Consider the following 17,723-nt stretch of genomic DNA (forward strand, 5'->3'; position numbering starts at 1 on the left):
GCGTCCTGGCGGCAGCCTGCCCGGGCGCGCCGCGCCCTCAGCGCAAGGCCGGCGCGATCAACTGACTCGACCGCTGCAGCGCAGCGACGTACTCGCCCTCGATCCTCTCGACGATCGCGCTCACCGGTTCGATCGCACGGATGGGCGCGAGCCCCTGGCCGGCAGCCCAGACGTCCTTCCACCGCTTCATCGATTCCGCACCGGCGGTGTAGTTCTTGTCCCCGGTGGGCGGTGTCAGGTTGTCGGGATCGAGCCCGCAGGCAACGAGGCTCGGCTTGAGCCAGGAGGCCGGGGTGCCGGTGATCGCGGAGCTGATCACGAGGTCGTCGGGCCCGTGGTCGACAACCATCTGCTTGTACCCGTCCACCGCCATGCTCTCCTCGGCCGCGAGGAACCGGGTGCCCATGTAGACCAGATCGGCGCCGGCGGTGATCGCGCCCGCGACACCGTGACCGTCGCTGATGCCGCCGCCGACGATGACCATCCCGTCGAAGTACTCGCGCACGGCAGAGGTGAACGCGAACGGCGACAGGTGGCCGGTGTGTCCGCCCGCGCCCGCCGACACGCAGGCCATGCCGTCCACGCCTGCGTCGGCGGCCTTGCGCGCGAGGCGCAGGTTCACGACGTCGGCGATCACCGTGCCGCCGTATCCCTTGACGATGTCCATCACCGGTTTCGGGGACCCGAGGGCCGTGATGACGATCTGCGGCTTGTATTCGGCGATGAGGCGCAGGTCGTCCTCGAGACGGGCGTTGCTGCTGTGCGTGATCACATTCGCTGCCCACGGGGCGACGGAGCCTGCGGTGACCTCGGCCGCGCGAAGCTCGTCGGTGATCGATCCCATCCAGGTGTCGAGGTCCGCCGCGGTGCGGCAGTTCTGCGTCGGGAAGGAGCCGACGATGCCTGCGGTGCAGGCCGCGGTGACGAGCTCCGGGCCGGACACCAGGAACATCGGTGCCGCGACGACGGGCAGCCGCAGGGTGGTCGGAAACGAGTCGGTCATGGTGTCCTCTTTCGGGATCTCTCGGTGTAAGTGTTTGCGGGGGTTCACGATGCGGCTCGGACGAGGGCGTCGAGCAACTCGGCGGCAGCAGCCCGATCGACCTTTCCCAGCGCGGTCAACGGCAGACGGTCGAGTCGGCGCGCGGCCTTGGGGCGCTTGTAGTCGGGCAGTCGCGTGCGGCTCTCCGCCAGCACGACAGCGTCGTCGACCGTCGCGTCGGCAGCCGAGGTGTACGCGGCGACGATGCGTTGCCCCCACACAACGTCCGGCAGCCCGACCACGACGACATCGTCGACCCCGGGGATCGCGGAGATCGCCTCCTCCACCTCGCGCGGATAGACGTTGTACCCGCCGGTGATGATCATGTCCTTGCTTCGACCGGTCAGGTGGATGTAGCCGTCCGGGTCGCGGTAGCCGAGGTCGCCCGAGTACAGGCAGCCGTCGACGTGACTCTTGCCCAGGTCCGTTCGCGTGCCCGCATTGTGATAGCCGGGGCTGACCGCGGGACCTGCGACGACGAGCTCGCCGATCTCCCCGTCGGGGACGCTGGCGCCGAGGGCGCGGACCGCGATGGCCGCCTCCGGGCAGGCGCGGCCCACCGAGCCGAGCAGGTCCGAGTTCTCGAGCACACCGCGACGGTGGTCCGCCGCGGTCAGCACGGTCAGGGGCGGGATCGCCTCGACCATGCCGTAGTACTGAACGAGATTGGGCGTGATGCGGTGGTATGCCTGCCGGATGTGCTCGACCGGCATCGGCGCGCCCGCGTACGCGAGCATGCGCATCCGCCCCATCACCGAAAGCCGGGCGTCGTCGAAGTCGAGCAGTCGCGCGATGACCGTGGGCACCAGCGCGGTGTGGGTCGCGGAGTGCGCCTCGACGGCATCGATCAGACCCGCCGGGCCGATGTGATCGAGGAGCACCTGACGCCCGCCTGCCTCGAGGAACGGCAGCACGAACAACCCGCTGGTGTGAATGACGGGGCCCGCGTGCAGGAACACCGCCGGCTCGGCGCCGTCGAGAGTGCCGGTGAGCACCTGGTCGCGCATCGCGGCGAGCGAAGCCAGGCGGTTCGCGTGGGTCCGCTGGGCGCCCTTCGGGACTCCGGTCGTCCCGGACGAATAATGCAGCGCGCACAGCGAATCCGGATCGGGTGGGGGCATCGCGGCGTGGCCCGTGCCACTGGCCGCCAACTCGTCGAGCGAAGGCCGGATCGACGACGCCGCGGCAGCGGTGATCACAGTCGGCGTTGTCGCCCGGGCAGCGAACTCGGCCGCGCCGTCGATCCGGGGGTCGACGACCAGCGCGTCCGCTTCACAGTCGCGAATGACGCGCTCCCAATCCGCCGGACCCACGCGCGGATTGAGCGCGACCCGGACGAATCCGCCGATCGCCAGCGCGAGATCGACTTCGACCGCAGCGAGGGCGTTGCCGAGCAGGACCACGACCCGGCCCCCCACCGCGATGCCGAGGCCGTGCAGACCCGCGGCGAGCGCGTGCGCCCGATCGGACAGTTCGGTGAACGTTCGTGATCCGCAGCCGTCCTCGAGCGCGATCGCGGGCCCGTACCGATCTGCCGCGGTACGTACCACGTCGGCTATGGACATGAGGCTCCCTTCATTCGCTACAGTTATTGAAGTAGACAACGGCGGGCGAATTTCCGCAAGGACCGCGCCCCGACCGCAGAGGAGGAAGCCACCATGACCCAACGCCTTTCCCATTCCGACCGACGCGCACCGTGGGTGATCGACGCAGTCCGGACCCCGTTCGGCGCGGCCCGAGGGTCGCTCTCCCACGTGCGGGCGGACGACCTGGCCGCACTTCCGATCTCGGACCTGGTCCGCAGGCATCCCACGCTCGATCCCGGCCGCATCGACGACGTCGTCTGGGGAAATGCCAACGGCGCGGGCGAGGACAACCGCAACGTGGCCAGGATGGCGGTACTGCTCGCCGGACTCCCGCACACGATTCCGGGCGTGTCGGTCAACCGACTGTGCGGCTCCGGCGCCGAAGCGGTGTTGTCCGCGGTCAGGCGTGTCGCCGTCGGCGACGCCGAGATCGCGATCGCCGGCGGCTCCGAGAGCATGAGCCGCGCACCGTACGTGCTTCCGCCGGTGGACTCCGCGTTCCCCCGGTCGATGGAGCTGATCCCCACCACCGTGGGATGGCGCATGCCGAACCCCCGATTCCCCGCGGCCTGGGTGGAGACCCTGGGCAGATCGGCGGAATTGGTGGCACAGCAGCTGGGCGTCGGCCGGGCCGAGCAGGACGAATGGGCGCTTCGGTCCCATGAGCTGGCGGGCAGGGCGTGGGCGGACGGCGTGCACGACGGCTTCGCCCTGCCGCACCCGAACCTCGACCGCGACGAATCGATCCGCGAGACCGACGCCGCGACCCTGGCCGCCCTGCGGCCGGCCTTCTCCAGCGGCGGCAGCGTCACCGCCGGGAATTCGTCTCCGATCAGCGACGGAGCGGTCGCCGCGCTGGTGGGCACCGGAGCCGTCGCCGACGAACTCGGTGTCGAACCGCTCGGCCGGGTGCTGGCCGCGGCGGTGGTCGGCGCCGAGCCCGACAAGTTCGCACTGGCGCCTGTCGCCGCCATCGGAAAGGCCCTGGACCGCGTGGGTCTCGAGCTCGCCGACGTTCGAGTGCTCGAGCTCAACGAGGCGTTCGCCGCGATGGTCCTGTCCTGCCTACGTGAACTCCGCGGTATCCCGGCCGACCGGGTCAACCCCTTCGGTGGGGCCATCGCGCTCGGGCATCCGCTCGGCGCGTCGGCGGCCCGGATGGTGGTCGACTGCCTGCGCCATCTGCGCCGGCTCGGCGGAGGCATCGGGGTCGCGGCCGCATGCATCGGCGTAGGACAGGGCATCGCTATTGTGTTGGAGGCCTGAACAAGCGATCCGCGGGACGTGATCGTCGCGGGCAGTACCGGGAGGTGGGTGACGTGGCCGATTCCGGGGCCGCCGCACCGCAGAGCCCGGTTGCCCGAACGATCGACCTGCTCGGCGACCGGCTGACCCTTGCCATCCTGCGCGAGGCTTTCGTCGATCACGTGCGCCGATTCAGCCAGTGGATCGACCGAACCGGTGCGCCGCCGGCCATGCTGACGGCGCGATTGAACGCGCTGGTCGAGGCGGGCCTGATGGAGCGAAGGCCACAGCCGAACGGCGGCGACCGCCACGACTACCTCCTGACCGAACTCGGCATGGCGACGTGGGAGATCCTGGCCAGCGTCTGGGCATGGCAGCGCGAATGGTCCCCGGAAGGGCTGCTGCAACCCGAGCTGGTGCACATCGACTGCGGCCACCGGGGACCACCGGCGATGATGTGCCGACACTGCGACGGCGCGGTCAGCACGCGGGATGCGCAACTCGAACTGGACCCCGAATCTCTGGTTCTCGCGGCACGGAGCGGGCGAAGGCGATCGACACGCAATGCCCCGTCGGTGAGCCGGGTCGATCTGCAGTTCACCGAGGTCATGGAGGCGATCGGCGACCGCTGGAGCGCCCTGGTCACGGGCCTGGCACTGTCGGGTGTTCGCCGCTTCGGTGAGTTCCAGTCGATCCTCAAGATCTCGCCGACAACGCTCACCGAGCGACTGGGACGACTGTCCGAGGTGCAGATACTCGCCCGGAGCGAACACGGCGGTGGTCGCGAGTACGTGTTGACCCCGCGCGGACGAGGACTGTTCCCGATCTTCGCGTTCCTGCTGTCGTGGACGCAGGTCGCGCATCCCGATGCACTCCCGCTCGGCCCGAAACTCCGCCACACCGACTGTGGCTCCTGGCTGCTCCCGGCGCTGCGCTGCCGCGGTTGCGAGGCGAGGCTGGAACGCACGTCCGTGCGCTTCGAGCCCTTCCCGTTCGGCACCCAGCTCCTGCGCTAGGCGAACCACTCTCACCAAACGGTCCGACGTCGTCGACCGTTGACAACCCGCGCTGTGTCCTGGTTCACTTCAATAACAGTAGTTACTTCGGGCAATGCGGGCGTGCTCCCGCATCCGAACGCATCTCCCGATGACTGACTGATCTCGCACAAATCTGTTGACACAGGAACGAGTGCCCATGTTCTTCGAAACCCACCTCGATCTGCTGCAGGCCGCGGCAGAGGCCAACCGCACCCGCATCGCGTGGACCGGATACGCGCCCATCACCCCGCCCGACGCCGCTCAGTCCGACGCCCTCGTCGGCGCCTACGACGGTGCCACCCTGACGCTTTCGTCTCCCACCGACTCGGTGATCACCGCCGATGAGGTCTCGCCGTACACCGGGAAAGCGCTCAACGTCAGCTACAGCGCGCCGTCCCTGGACGAGGCGCTCGGTGGCGCGGCGGCCACCGCCACCGCCCTCCGCGATGCAAGTGTCGAGCGGCGGGTCGGCGTCTGCCTCGAGGCACTGCACCGGATTCACAGCCGCGGCCAGGAGTTCGCGGCCGTCACCTCGCACACCACCGGCCAGAGCCTCAACATGGCCTGCAGCGGAAGCGGGACCAACGCGCTCGACCGCGGCCTGGAGGCGGTGGCGATGGCCTGGTCGGCCATGACCCGGGTTCCCGAACACGTGACGTGGCAGCAGCGATTCGGCAAGTCGGACGTGACCTTGCGGAAGCGATTCCGCGTCCGACCCCTCGGCACCGCACTCGTCGTCGCGTGCGCCTCGTTCCCCGCGTGGAACGCCTACCCCGCGATCCTCGCCAGCCTCGCGACCGGAAACCCGGTCCTCGTCAAGCCGCACCCCCGCTCGGTGCTCGCGACCGCGCTCGCGGTGGGCGTGATGCGCGAGGTGCTGGCCGAAGCGCAGCTGCCTGCCGACGCCGTTCAGCTCGTCGTCGACACCACGGACGCCCCCGTCGCCGGGGACCTGGCCACCAGCCCGGAGGTGCGGATCGTCGACTTCACCGGCAGCCCCGCGTTCGGATCGTGGCTGGAACGGAACGTCCCGAACACCCTGGTGTTCACCGAGACCGCGGGCGTCAACACCGTCGTCCTCGATTCCGTGTCCGACCTGCCTGCCGCAATGCGCACGCTCGCCGGAGGTCTCGCGCTCTTCAGTGGCCAGATGTGCACCACCCCCCAGAACATCTACATACCCGACGCCGGCGTGCGCACGGACGACGGCGTGATCGCACGAGACGACGTCATCGCGGCCCTCCTGTCGGCAATCGACGACCTCGCCGGCGCACCCCGCCGCGCCGGGGCGGTCTGCGGCGCGCTGCAGTCCGACGCGACGCTGCACTCGATCACCGCGCTCGCGGACGAGGCCGAGGCGAGTGGGACCCTGCTCCGCCGTCCGGCGGCGTACGCCCATCCCGACTACCCCCAGGCCCGGTCGGCGACCCCGCTGGTCATCCGGGTCGACCCACGTCGGGGCGCAACGCTTCCCGACGGCGAACAGTTCGGTCCGGTTGCGTTCCTCGTCGACTGCGCCGACACCGCGTCCGCGGTCGCGCACGCGACCGCGAGCGTCCGCAGTCACGGCGCGATCAGCTCGTACCTCTACTGCACCGATGACGCCGTCATCGACGAGGTGGCCGACGCGTACGCGGACGCCGGCGCCTCCCTGTCGGCGAACCTGGTGTCCTCGATGCCCATGCAGTTCGCGGCCGCCTACAGCGACTACCACGTCACCGGCCTCAACCCGGCAGGCAACGCGACCCTCACCGACGAGTCCTTCATCGCCGGGCGATTCCGAATCGTCCAGGACCGTCGCCAGATCGAAGGCGAGTGACCATGTCCCAGTTCTCAACCGGCGTGTACATCTACGACGCGGTCCGCACGCCGAAGGCCCGGGTCCGGCGTCAGGGCGGCACGCTGGCCGACGTACCCGCACACGAACTTCTCGCCCAGCTGCTGTCCGCCCTGCAGGATCGCGGACTCCCTGCCGACACGGTCGACGACGTCATCGTCGGGACCAGTACCGCCGCCGGTGAACAGGGCGGCAACGTCGCCCGCGCCGGCGTGCTCTGGGCCGGCTGGCCGGACCATGTCGGCGCCGGGGTGGTCTCCCGCCTGTGCTGCTCGGGACTGGACGCAATCGAGTCCGCCTCCGCCAAGGTGGCCTCCGGCATCGCCGGCGTCGTCGTCGCCGGGGGCGTCGAGTCGATGTCGCGGGTGCCGATGCTGTCGGACCGGCCGGCCTTCGTCGACGACGAGGAGCTCGGCGACCGCACTGGCTACGTGACAATCGGCGTCTCGGCGGACCTCACCGCAGCCGAATATGGCTTCACCCGAACGGATCTCGACGCCTACGCGGTGACCTCTCATCAGCGCGCCGCAGCGGCCCCGCCGTCGAGGTCGGTGATCCCCGTCCGGTCGGGCGCCACCACGATCCTCGAGCGGGACGAGGGACCCCGACCGGACGTCAGTGTCGCGTCACTCGCCGAACTCGCCACCCTCTTCGGGGAGGACCCGTCGTGGAGCAGGGTGGCGAAACGTCTGCCCTCCGTCGGGCGTCCGGACGGCGGACTGCACACCGCCGCCACCGCCCCGCAGATGGCGGACGGTGCGGCGATGGCGGTCTTCGGGTCCCCCGCGGCGCGCGATCGGATCGGCTGCGAGCCGATCGCGGAGGTGGTGGGCGTCGCCCACGCCGCCGTGCGCTCGCCGCTGTTGACGGCATCCGTCGCCGCCTCCAAGCGTGCCCTCGCGAACGCGGGGATCACCGCCGGACAACTCGACGTGATCGAGGCGAACGAATCCTTCGCCACGTCCGTCCTGGTGATGATCCGGGAGCTGGGGCTCGATCCGAACAAGGTCAATCCGCTCGGCGGATCGCTCGCCACCGGACACCCGCTTGGCGCCGGCGGTGGAGCCCTCCTCGTCAACGCCCTCGATCAGCTCTCCCGTGTCGACGGCGAGTACGCCCTGGTGACCATCCCGGCGGCGCTCGGGCTCGGCGCCGCCGTCGTCGTCCGCCGCCTCCGCTGACCCACTACCCCCCCAGACCACCGCACGAAAGGACGCCATGAACGCCATCTCGGCAGGCCACGCCGCCAACCGCTTACGCCCATGCCATCCCGACAGCCGTGTCGACGACTACCTCGAGCACCACTGGTGGTCGCCGCTGACCGTGCTGGACCTCCTCGACGGCCAGGTCCGTAGCCGCGGCACTGCCCCCGCGGTGACCGATCCGACGAACCTGCCCGCGCTGTGCGGGATCGAGCCGGAGACACTGACCTGGCAGGAGTTGAACGCACGCGTCGACGACCTGGCCGCGAAGCTGCACGAGTCGGGAATCGGTCCCGGCGATGTCGTGGCGGTACTGATGCCCAACTCCGTCGCCCTGACCGCGACCTACTTCGCCCTGTGGCGGCTCGGAGCGATCGCGGCCCCGATGCCGGCCTCGTACCGACGATTCGAACTGACCCGGATCGTCGAATCCTCAGCGGCCGTAGCGGTTGTCACCGTCAATAGCTTCGGCGACCGGACGCCGTCCGAGGAGGCGCTCGGTCTGATCGGCGAGTTGCCCTCCCTGCGCACCGTGTTCACCTTCGGTCCGCCCTCGTCGAACCGTGGCCGGCCGCTGGACGCGGCCCCCGCCACCGACGAATCGGTCGATGCCGTGCGCCGCGCCTACGCGGCCCTGCCCCGGTCGGTGAACGACTGCATCACGATCTGCTGGACCAGCGGCACGGAGGCGGCGCCCAAGGGCGTACCCCGGTGTCACGGTGACTGGATCGCGATCGGGCAGGCCGTTCAGGACGGACTGGAGACGGACGAGGCCTCCGTCATGCTCAACCCGTTCCCGATGGTCAACATGGCCGGGTTCGCGACCTCGCTGCTGCCGTGGCTGCTCGGCGGCGGTCATGTGGTCCACCACCACCCACTGGACCTGGCCGTCTATCTCGATCAGCTCCAGCGCTACCACGTCACCCACACCAGCATGCCGCCCGCGATCCTCACCATGCTGTTGCAGCGCGAGGACCTTCGGACCGCATACGACATGTCCGCGCTCCGCCGCGTGGGTTCTGGCGGTGCTCCGCTGCCCCCCGGCGTGGTGCGCGACTGGCAGTACTCGCTCGGCGTCGAGGTGCTCAACTTCTTTGGGTCGAACGAGGGGGTGTGCCTGCTCGGCGCCCCCTCGGACACGCCGGACCCGCTGATTCGTGCCGAATACCTGCCGAACTACGGCGCACCGAGCAGGTCGTGGGCCACCGAGGTGGCCGAGCGCACGTCCGCGCGCCTGGTGGATCTGGCGACGGGCGAGCAGGTGACAGAGGTCGGCGGGCGCGGCGAGCTCCGACTGAAGGGACCGACGATCTTCGCCGGCTACCTCGAGGGAACCGCGCCATCGAGCCCATTCGACGAGGACGGATACCTCTGCAGCGGAGACATATTCGAGCTGTGCGGAGACGACGGCGAGTACCTCAAGTTCGTCGACCGGAGCAAGGAGATCATCATCCGGGGCGGGATGAACATCGCTCCGGCCGAGATCGAGGGGATTCTCATCGACCACCCCGCCGTCGCCGATGTGGCGATCGTCGGGTATCCCGATGACGTCCTCGGCGAGAAGTGCTGTGCGGTGGTGGTTCCCAAGGACGGGTCCGACATCACGCTCGAGGATCTGGTCGAATTCCTGCGGGCCAAGGACCTCGCGTCGTTCAAGCTGCCGGAGCGACTCGTCACGGTCGAGCAGCTTTCCCGGAACCCGGTCGGAAAGCTGCAGCGTCGCGACATTCGCGGCGAGGTCGTGAAGGTCGGCTGACCATGGGATCACCAGATGCCCACGCGACGCCGGTCGGCCGGCCACGCGAGACGCCGACCGGGTCCGGCGAGCACATCGCCGACGAGATGACCGCGATGCTCGACGGGCGGTTCCCGGGCCTGGTCGGCATGCGCATCCGCGAGGCATCGGCGGCGACGGTCACCGGCGAACTTCAGGTTCGCGAGGAACTGCTGGCACCGAACGGATACCTGCACGCGGCCACCGTCGTGGCACTGGCCGACACGGTGTGTGGCGTCGGCGCGCGGCTGGCCCTGCCCTCCGAGGCGTCCGGGTTCACCACACTCGAACTCAAGACCAACTATCTCGGCACCGCACGGTCCGGGACGGTCACCGTTGCGGCAACCCTCATCCACGGTGGGCGGCGCACCCAGGTGTGGGACGCCACCGTCCGCGACGGTGCCGGGAGGGCGATCGCGCTCTTCCGTTGCACCCAGATGGTGCTCTACCCCTCAGCACCGCAACAGTATTCGACCACTCAACCAACCCATACCACCGAAGCGGAGTAGGCATGACTTCCACCCAGCCCCGCGCGAACGGCGACCCCGTCGCCATCGCTCGCCCGGTCGACGCCACCGACGACAATCCGTACACCCTCGGGGTGTTCGCGCCGGTCCACGACGAACTCACCCTCGACGATCTCACCGTCATCGGTGAGATCCCGAAGGACCTCAACGGCGTGTACCTCCGAAACGGCCCGAACCGGCAGTTCGAGGCACCGGGCCGCTATCACATGTTCGACGGCGATGGCATGATCCATGCCGCACACTTCGACAACGGGAAGGTGCGGTACCGCAATCGGTACGTCCAGACCAAGGCCTTCCAGGACGAGTCCGAGGCGGGCCGTGCCCTGTGGACCGGCCTCATGGAGAACCCCAAGGACAATCCGTGGGGCAACGGACACGGCCTCGGGATCAAGGACTCCGCCAACACCGACGTCATCTACCACCGCGGCCAGGTCCTCGCGACGTGGTACCTCTGCGGGACGCCCTACGCCGTGGACCCGATGTCGCTGGAAACGCTTGGCGCCCAGGACTTCCTGGGAACCTTTGCCGGCGACATGATGGCCCACCCGAAGGTCGACGAGGCCACGGGCGAGCTGATCTGGTTCGACTACGGGCCCGACCAGGACTTCCTGCGCTACGGCATCATCGGCGCCGACGGTCGTCAGACGCACCTCACGCAGATCGATCTCCCCGGTCCGCGGCTTCCGCACGACATCGGGATCACCGCCAACTACTCGATCCTCATGGACCTGCCGCTGGTACAGGACCACGACGCGCGTCGCGCCGGCAAGTACCGGATCTTCTACGACCAGGAACTGCCCGCTCGATTCGCGGTCATTCCCCGCCACGGCAACGGCAGCGACGTGCGCTGGTTCGAGGTGAAGCCGTGCTACATCTACCACGTCGTCAATTCGTGGGAAGAGGGCGACGAGATCGTCATGGACGTGTGCCGGGTGAAGAACCCTCAGCACCAGACGACTTTCGCCTCGCCCCTGTCGAACATGCTCGCGTACATGCGGCTCGATGCGCAGCTGTACCGGTACCGCTTCAACCTGCGCACCGGGTCCACCGTCGAGACCGAACTCGACAATGCCAACATTGAGTTCCCCAGCGTGGATTCGCGGGTGATGGGTCGCTCACACCGGTACTCGTACAACATGAGCCTCGGCAACGAACCGACCCTGCTCTTCGACGGTCTCGTGCGCTTCGATTCGCTGACCGGCACCAAGGAAGAGCACAAGTTCGGTTCCGGCCGTTGGGGTTCGGAGGCCCCATTCGCACCGCGCGACGGATCCACGGGAGAGACCGACGGCTACCTGGTGTGCTTCGTCAACGACGAGGCCGAGGATCGGGGCGAGATCAACATCTTCGACGCCGAGGACGTCGCGGCGGGACCGATTGCGCGGGTGCTGCTGCCGCGCCGGGTTCCCTCCGGCTTCCATGCCACCTGGGTACGCGCCGATCAGCTGTCCGAGGCCCGCTCCTGATCGAATGAAGGTCTCCCGGTGCGGGGTGGTCCGAGAACCACCCCGCCCGGGAGACCTTGGTCGTTTGCGTTGCTACGCCCAGCATCCGGCGATGCCGCCGCCGGTCATCGGGCGCCGCGGACGACGACGGTGGACACTGCGGTCGTGAACGATCCACCGATGTTGACGGTGAGGGCGCGGCGGGCGCCGTCGACCTGATGATCTCCCGCCCGGCCGGTGACCTGCCGGGCCGAGTCGAGGACCATGCGGATGCCGGTGGCGCCAACCGGGTGCCCGTGCGACATCAGCCCACCAGTCGGATTCACCGGGAGCCGTCCACCACGTTCGATCGTGCCGTCCATCAGCACCTCGCCGCCCTTGCCCGGGTCTGCCAGTCCGATGTGCTCGAGCGTCACCAGGCCGTTGATGGTGAAGCAGTCGTGGATCTCGGCGACGTCCAGGTCGTCGACCCCCGAGATTCCCGCCCGCCGGTAGGCGTCCTCGACGGCTCCACGCAGGTGCGGAAAGAGGTAGTCCTGGTCGGCGCTCTCGGTGAGTTTGTCCGCGAGCAGCAGGGTCGCCGTGCGATGGCCGAACCCGGCGATCGTGGCCTCCTGGTCCAGGTCGGCTCCGGTCCGCTGCGCCCAATCCTGTGCAAACCTCGGCCCGGCCAGCACCACGGCGGCGCCGCCGTCGGTGATGCGGCCACAGTCGGTCTTGCGGAGCATCCCCTCCACGATCGGGTTCACCTCGTCGTCCTCGGCGAACGACCCCGCCGGGAACTCCCAGCCCCGGGTCTGGGCAAGGCCGTTGCGGGATCCGTTGGAGAACGCGATCTCGGCGAAACGACCGAGATGTGCGTGGTCGAGGCCGTAGCGCCGTGCGTACTCCTGCGCGATCTCGGCGAAGAGCGCGGGCCACGGGTACTTCACCCCCAGCGCCTCGCGCCCCGCCCACGCCGCGGTGCCCAGGTACTCGGCGGCCGTCTGTGCTGACACATTGCGCATCAGCTCGACCCCGACCACCAGCGCCACGTCGTAGCGGCCCGATTCGATGTCCGCACACGCGGCGAGGACCGCGGTGCTGCCCGAGGCACACGCCGCCTCGTGCCGTGTACTCGGCAGACCGTCCAGGCCGGGCACGGCCGCGACGACCATGCCGCCGAGCTGGGCCTGGCCGGCGAAGAGTTCACCGGCGAGATTGCTCACGTGCACGACTCCCACCTCATGGTCGTCGACTCGCGCGTCGACCAGTGCGGCAGGCACGACCTCGGCGAACATGTCGACCAGTCCAAGTCCCTCCTTCGACCAGTTCCTCGCGAAGTCGGTCTGGGCTCCTCCGAGCACGTACACGGGGTTCGTCATCTGTTCCTCCTAGTTGTCGCACCTCAGGCTAGCCAAGGAGCGCCATTACTACAAGATTCATAGTGACTTGCCTCGGCGATCGCATTAGTGAATCAACCAGCAGTGCAACGACATATTGCCGATCACGGCAGCGCACTCCTGACACGCTGGAGTAACAATTGCTGCTGTTACTTCTCAGTGAAAAGCCACTGAGCCGACGAGTGCTCCAGGACACCTCGGCGCCCGACCCGACCCTGTTTGCGATCATTGACGGCATGTCCCCAGTCCCGGCCCCTCCGGCATCGTCCGCGCTGGGGCGAGCCCTGCTCATCGCGGGCGACAGGTGGAATCTGCAGATAATCAGGGCCGTCCTCGACGGCGCCGAGCGCTTCGGGCAACTACGTGACGAGCTGGGGATCTCGGACGCCGTCCTCTCGCATCGCCTAGGTCGGCTGATCGACGACGGAATCCTCGACGCTCATCCGTACTCGACCGCACCGCCGCGCAACGAGTACCGCCTCACCGATCTCGGCGACGATCTGTGGCTGGCGTTCGTCGCGTTGTGGAGTTGGGACCGCCACTGGGCACCGTGGGCGCCCGACAGACCGACGACCCATCTTCGTCACCTGACGTGCGGGCACCTCATCACCCCGATATTCGGCTGCGGCGGGTGCCAGGCGATCGGGGTGACCGCCCGCGACGTGCGGACCGAGGTCGATGCGCCGCTCCTCGTCGACGTCGCCGACCGCCGGTCCCGGCGCACGACGAAGGGTGACGCGCCGGGGATGGACTCCACCAGCGTGCTCGCGGATCGCTGGTCGACCTTCCTGCTCGCCGCAGCACTCGAGGGCAACCGCCGGTTCGGTGACTTCCAGGACCGGCTCGGGTCGATCTCGCCGGTCACCCTGACCGACCGCCTCGCGTACTTCGTCGACAACGGGATGTTGGTCCGCACGCCGATCGTGGACGGCGCGCGCCGTCAGGAGTACCGCACCACGCCCAAGAGCCTCGACTTCTTTCCCGTGTTCGCCGCACTGAACGCCTGGGCGGCGCGTCGCCTGTCCGAGGACGGACGTTCCGGCCTGACCATCGTGCACAGCGCAGGCGAGCACCTGCTCGAACCCCAGTACACCTGCAATGCCTGCAATTCGGTGTTGCACCGAGCCGACACGGAGTTCCGACGGTCCGGCGCCGGGCGATGACACCGCACCCGATTCCTAGGTGGCCGGGTCCGTCGGCGCGGGCACGCGAGTCCGCGGCACCGCGATCGCGACGAGTGCGCCGATCAGGGCCGCCGCGGCCGCGACCAGGAAGGCGTACCGGAACCCGCTCTCCGCGTACACCACTCCGTGCGCACCTGCACCGATCACGTTCTCGGCCAGGACCGCGAAGCCGATGGTGGAGACGAGGGTGCCGCAGAGCGTCTGGGACACCCCGACGAAGTTCGACCCCACCGCACGCTCGGTTTCCGGAAGGGTGAGCAGGGCGAGGTTGGGGACGGCCGCATAGATCATGCAGCCGAATCCGAAGATCATCCACGCCACCACCACGACCGCCGCCAGGCTCGGGACCGTCGACAGCATCACGGCGGTGGCCGCGATGAGCAGACCGCCGAGGATCAGATGCCGACGGAACCCGATGGACTTCGCCGTGGCGCCGACGAAGAACCCGCTGGCCACGATCATCAACTGGCCGGGCAGCAGCCACAGCGCCATCTCGGTCGCGGACAGCCCGAACCCGTAGGGCTCGGCCGACGACTGCAGCAGCATCGGGACCATGGTCGCCAGCAGCGTCGTTGCGCCGTAGGCCAATCCGCCGCCGATCAGCACGAAACGCAGGGCGGGATTGGAGATCAGGTCGATCCGGATCAGCGGCTCGGCGGTCCGGCGCTCCCACCACACCCACGCGGCGAACCCGACGACGGCCAGCACCAGCAGGCCGATGATGCGGGGATCGCTCCAGCCCCAGACCTTGCCCTGCGAGAGGCCGAGCATGATCGACAGCATCGCCGCCGTGAGCAGTCCGGCACCGGCCCAGTCGATCCGCGACCGCGCACGGATGTCGGTCTCGGGGACGAACAGCGCCGTGAGCGCCGCACCGACCGCGCAGAACGCACATGCGAACCAGAACACCGAACGGAATCCGAGGTGGTCGATGAGCACCCCGCTGAGGAACAGTGCACCCACCCCGACCGCACCGACACCGGTGTTCGCGATACTGATCGAGATCGGCTGCAGCCGCGGCGGGAAGACATCCCGGATGAGCGTGTATCCCAGTGCCATGCAGGCGAATCCGGCACCGGACAGGAACCGGCCCAGGACGAAGATCGCGAACGTGGGTGCGACCGCTGAGATCAGGGCCCCCACCGCGCCGATGGTGGCGGTCACGACGAGCATCTTCTTCTTGCCGTACGAGTCCGCCAACCTGCCGAGGATCGGCGAGGCGAGCGCTCCGGAGAGGGTGAACGCGGTCATCACCCACACCACGTTGGGGGTGGCGAACTCGTTCGCCACCTTCGGCAGGGTCGGCGCGATCAGCGAGAACCCGAGCGCGGACTGCTCGGTGAGCAGCAGCAGGATCAGCAGCGTGCGAATCCAATAGCTGGTGGGACGCTCGGCGGCAGGCGACGGAGCCCGCAGTGCGGAGGAATCCCTGGCTCCGCCAGGCGATGTGGACAAGGACATGTGCGACCCGCTTTCATCCGGGGCGGTCGGGACCGCCGGAGTCAACTTCAGAACGCTGGGCTACTCGGGAAGGCTCGGGCTATTTGAGCCGGAAGTGCGATTCCACCGGCGCTCGATGCTCGGACCAGACGTCGATCAGCCGCCATGGGCTGGCGACGATCACCCGCCCCGAGTCGTTCCGGTAGTAGGTGTGCGCGCTCGGGGTGTGCCGCCACACGGTGCGCTCCATCGCCTCGTCGATCCGCGCGTTGTACTCGTCGTAGGCCTGCCGGGTCGGCTCCAGCGACGTCGCCTCGCGTTCGGCGAGCAGTTGCAGGCACTCGACGAGAAAGTGCGCCGTCACCTCGATCGCGAAGTTGTTGCCCGCACCGTGCCCGGGATTGGCGTTGGGGGCCGAGGTGACGAACAGGTTCGGGAAGCCGGGGACGGTGCCGCCGCGATACGCGCGCGGGTTGTTGCCCGCCCACTCCTGGCCCAGGGTCACCCCGTCACGGCCACGAATCTCCATGGTGGACAGGAAATCCAGGTGATATCCCGTCGCGTACACGATGACATCGACGTCGATCAGGCGCCCGTCCGCTGTCACGATCCCGTCCGGGACGATCCGGTCGATCGCCTCGACCTCCACGTCCACGTCGGGACGGGTCAAGGCGCGGTAGTAGCCGCCCGGATCGCGGATGATGCGCTTGCCGAACGGCGCGAAGTCGGGTGTCACCTTCCGCGCCAATTCGCTCCCGGAGCCGAAGGTCTCGTCGATGTAGGCCAGACAGTCCTGTAGCAGGAAGTCGTTGGCCGGCGAGATCGACAGGTGCCCCTCGGCCCACTCCGGGTCCACCACGACCACCGGATAGGCATTGTCCGACGAGCCCCAGAAGGACTTGAGCCGGATCCAGTTGGCGTAGTACGGCAGGTGTTTCGCCAGCCACCGCCGCTCCTCCGGGACGGTGTCGGAGCGCCGCTTGCGGGGGGCCACCCAGTGCGGCTGCCGCTGGAACAGGGTCAGGTGCTCGACGTCGCCGACGAGCGAGTCGACGATCTGCACCGCGGTGCACCCGGCGCCGATCACCGCGACCCGCTTGCCGGCCAGGTCCAGTTCGGGGTCCCACTCGCTGGAGTGCACGCTGAGTCCGGCGAACTCGCCCCGCCCCGGGGCGTCGGGATACTTGGGCCGGTTGAGGTAGCCGGCGGCCGTGACGACGGCTGAGGCGTACGCGATCCCGCGACCGCCGTCGGCGCCTCGCCAGTGGATCTCCCAGCGGGCGGCCTCGTCGTCCCACCGCAGCGCCTCGACCTCGGTCCCGAATCTCGTGTGGTCCCGGATCCGGTGCTCGTCGACCACCGCACGCAGGTAGTCCTGGTACTCACCGCCCTTCGGGTAGTAGCTGGACCAGTCCGGGTTCAGCGCGCTCGAGAGCGAGTAGTACGCGGCCGGGGTGTCCACCGCGACCCCCGGATAGTTCTGGATGTGCCAGGTCCCGCCCACATCACCGTTTCGTTCGAAGACCTCGTACGCCACGCCTGCGCGGGCCGCGGCGATCGCGACGGCGATCCCGGCGAGGCCCGCTCCCACGATCGCGACGCTCACGGTGGCCGGGATCGGGGTCGTCCGCGGCACGACCGGCTGGTAGAACCGGAATCCGCCCTGTTCGAGCAGCATCGGCACGAACTCGTCGGGGACCGGGACACCCAGTGCGAGCGCGGCGAGCCGACCGAACAACTCCTCGTCGACCCGGCCGTCGGGCCGCGCGCCGCCGGCCACGGCCTCGGTCAGCCGGTCCACGATCTCGCCCGCGATCGGCGCCGGAGCGACGGCCGCCATCTCCGGCGGGTCCGGCACGTGGGAGATCTGCCCGGCAAAGCGGTCCAGCAGCGACGCGTCGCCGGTCAGCTGCACCAGCACCGCGAGCAGGACCGCCGGATCGGCCGACTCGAGGCATCGCCGCAGCCGATCCCGATCGACCGGGACGGGCGGCGAGGCGTGGGTAACGGAAGACATCGACG

The 17,723-nt window shown here is 69.0% G+C and carries 13 protein-coding genes; 8 read left to right on the plus strand and 5 right to left on the minus strand.

Features of this window, described 5'->3' with window-relative positions:
* Positions 1 to 37 precede the first annotated feature (37 nt).
* On the minus strand, positions 38 to 1,003 hold the full coding sequence (locus ACFVH2_RS10120) for an NAD(P)H-dependent flavin oxidoreductase (RefSeq protein WP_378422054.1): 966 nt from the start codon (positions 1,001 to 1,003) through the stop codon (positions 38 to 40).
* 44 nt (positions 1,004 to 1,047) lie between these two features.
* Positions 1,048 to 2,607 (minus strand): class I adenylate-forming enzyme family protein, encoded by a 1,560-nt coding sequence (locus ACFVH2_RS10125; protein ID WP_378422056.1) that lies wholly within the window; start codon positions 2,605 to 2,607, stop codon positions 1,048 to 1,050.
* A gap of 93 nt (positions 2,608 to 2,700) precedes the next feature.
* Here ACFVH2_RS10125 and ACFVH2_RS10130 point away from each other — a divergent pair, with 93 nt between their 5' ends.
* The 7 genes from ACFVH2_RS10130 to ACFVH2_RS10160 all read left to right on the plus strand — a co-directional run bounded on the left by ACFVH2_RS10130 (position 2,701) and on the right by ACFVH2_RS10160 (position 11,716).
* Positions 2,701 to 3,894, plus strand: coding sequence for a thiolase family protein (locus tag ACFVH2_RS10130; RefSeq protein ID WP_378422058.1), 1,194 nt, complete (start codon positions 2,701 to 2,703; stop codon positions 3,892 to 3,894).
* Positions 3,895 to 3,947: 53 nt separating this feature from the next.
* Complete coding sequence (locus ACFVH2_RS10135) at positions 3,948 to 4,889, plus strand: winged helix-turn-helix transcriptional regulator (protein WP_378422060.1); 942 nt, start codon at positions 3,948 to 3,950, stop codon at positions 4,887 to 4,889.
* A 178-nt stretch (positions 4,890 to 5,067) separates the two neighbouring features.
* Positions 5,068 to 6,729: an aldehyde dehydrogenase family protein gene (locus tag ACFVH2_RS10140; RefSeq protein WP_378422062.1), complete on the plus strand. Its 1,662-nt coding sequence runs from the start codon at positions 5,068 to 5,070 to the stop codon at positions 6,727 to 6,729.
* Between the two features lie 2 nt (positions 6,730 to 6,731).
* Entirely contained in the window at positions 6,732 to 7,928 is a 1,197-nt protein-coding gene (locus ACFVH2_RS10145) for a thiolase family protein (RefSeq protein ID WP_378422064.1), read from the plus strand.
* Positions 7,929 to 7,965: 37 nt separating this feature from the next.
* On the plus strand, positions 7,966 to 9,705 hold the full coding sequence (locus tag ACFVH2_RS10150) for a class I adenylate-forming enzyme family protein (RefSeq protein WP_378422065.1): 1,740 nt from the start codon (positions 7,966 to 7,968) through the stop codon (positions 9,703 to 9,705).
* A 2-nt stretch (positions 9,706 to 9,707) separates the two neighbouring features.
* Complete coding sequence (locus ACFVH2_RS10155; RefSeq protein WP_378422067.1) at positions 9,708 to 10,232, plus strand: PaaI family thioesterase; 525 nt, start codon at positions 9,708 to 9,710, stop codon at positions 10,230 to 10,232.
* A gap of 2 nt (positions 10,233 to 10,234) precedes the next feature.
* The gene (locus ACFVH2_RS10160; protein WP_378422069.1) at positions 10,235 to 11,716 is read left to right on the plus strand and encodes a carotenoid oxygenase family protein; all 1,482 of its coding nucleotides are present in this window, start codon (positions 10,235 to 10,237) and stop codon (positions 11,714 to 11,716) included.
* Positions 11,717 to 11,820: 104 nt separating this feature from the next.
* Here the strand turns inward: ACFVH2_RS10160 and ACFVH2_RS10165 are convergent, their stop codons facing one another.
* Complete coding sequence (locus ACFVH2_RS10165; protein WP_378422070.1) at positions 11,821 to 13,059, minus strand: acetyl-CoA acetyltransferase; 1,239 nt, start codon at positions 13,057 to 13,059, stop codon at positions 11,821 to 11,823.
* A gap of 254 nt (positions 13,060 to 13,313) precedes the next feature.
* Between ACFVH2_RS10165 and ACFVH2_RS10170 the strand changes: the two genes are divergently transcribed.
* Positions 13,314 to 14,240 carry a winged helix-turn-helix transcriptional regulator gene (locus ACFVH2_RS10170; protein WP_378422072.1) on the plus strand — a complete coding sequence of 309 codons (927 nt, stop codon included), beginning with the start codon at positions 13,314 to 13,316 and terminating at the stop codon, positions 14,238 to 14,240.
* A 15-nt stretch (positions 14,241 to 14,255) separates the two neighbouring features.
* Here ACFVH2_RS10170 and ACFVH2_RS10175 read toward each other — a convergent pair whose 3' ends face one another.
* Positions 14,256 to 15,722 carry an MFS transporter gene (locus tag ACFVH2_RS10175; RefSeq protein WP_378422074.1) on the minus strand — a complete coding sequence of 489 codons (1,467 nt, stop codon included), beginning with the start codon at positions 15,720 to 15,722 and terminating at the stop codon, positions 14,256 to 14,258.
* A 79-nt stretch (positions 15,723 to 15,801) separates the two neighbouring features.
* Entirely contained in the window at positions 15,802 to 17,718 is a 1,917-nt protein-coding gene (locus ACFVH2_RS10180; protein ID WP_378422076.1) for a flavin-containing monooxygenase, read from the minus strand.
* Positions 17,719 to 17,723 lie beyond the last annotated feature (5 nt).

The organism is Rhodococcus sp. NPDC127527 (genome assembly GCF_042672245.1).
Classification (GTDB): Bacteria; Actinomycetota; Actinomycetes; order Mycobacteriales; family Mycobacteriaceae; genus Rhodococcus_G.

Excerpts from the sequence above, each read along its gene's own strand:
- ACFVH2_RS10120 (WP_378422054.1), bottom strand. The coding sequence starts at position 1,003 with ATGACCGACTCGTTTCCGACCACCCTGCGGCTGCCCGTCGTCGCGGCA.
- ACFVH2_RS10125 (WP_378422056.1), bottom strand. The coding sequence starts at position 2,607 with ATGTCCATAGCCGACGTGGTACGTACCGCGGCAGATCGGTACGGGCCC.
- ACFVH2_RS10130 (WP_378422058.1), top strand. The coding sequence starts at position 2,701 with ATGACCCAACGCCTTTCCCATTCCGACCGACGCGCACCGTGGGTGATC.
- ACFVH2_RS10140 (WP_378422062.1), top strand. The coding sequence starts at position 5,068 with ATGTTCTTCGAAACCCACCTCGATCTGCTGCAGGCCGCGGCAGAGGCC.
- ACFVH2_RS10145 (WP_378422064.1), top strand. The coding sequence starts at position 6,732 with ATGTCCCAGTTCTCAACCGGCGTGTACATCTACGACGCGGTCCGCACG.
- ACFVH2_RS10150 (WP_378422065.1), top strand. The coding sequence starts at position 7,966 with ATGAACGCCATCTCGGCAGGCCACGCCGCCAACCGCTTACGCCCATGC.
- ACFVH2_RS10155 (WP_378422067.1), top strand. The coding sequence starts at position 9,708 with ATGGGATCACCAGATGCCCACGCGACGCCGGTCGGCCGGCCACGCGAG.
- ACFVH2_RS10160 (WP_378422069.1), top strand. The coding sequence starts at position 10,235 with ATGACTTCCACCCAGCCCCGCGCGAACGGCGACCCCGTCGCCATCGCT.
- ACFVH2_RS10165 (WP_378422070.1), bottom strand. The coding sequence starts at position 13,059 with ATGACGAACCCCGTGTACGTGCTCGGAGGAGCCCAGACCGACTTCGCG.
- ACFVH2_RS10170 (WP_378422072.1), top strand. The coding sequence starts at position 13,314 with ATGTCCCCAGTCCCGGCCCCTCCGGCATCGTCCGCGCTGGGGCGAGCC.
- ACFVH2_RS10175 (WP_378422074.1), bottom strand. The coding sequence starts at position 15,722 with ATGTCCTTGTCCACATCGCCTGGCGGAGCCAGGGATTCCTCCGCACTG.
- ACFVH2_RS10180 (WP_378422076.1), bottom strand. The coding sequence starts at position 17,718 with ATGTCTTCCGTTACCCACGCCTCGCCGCCCGTCCCGGTCGATCGGGAT.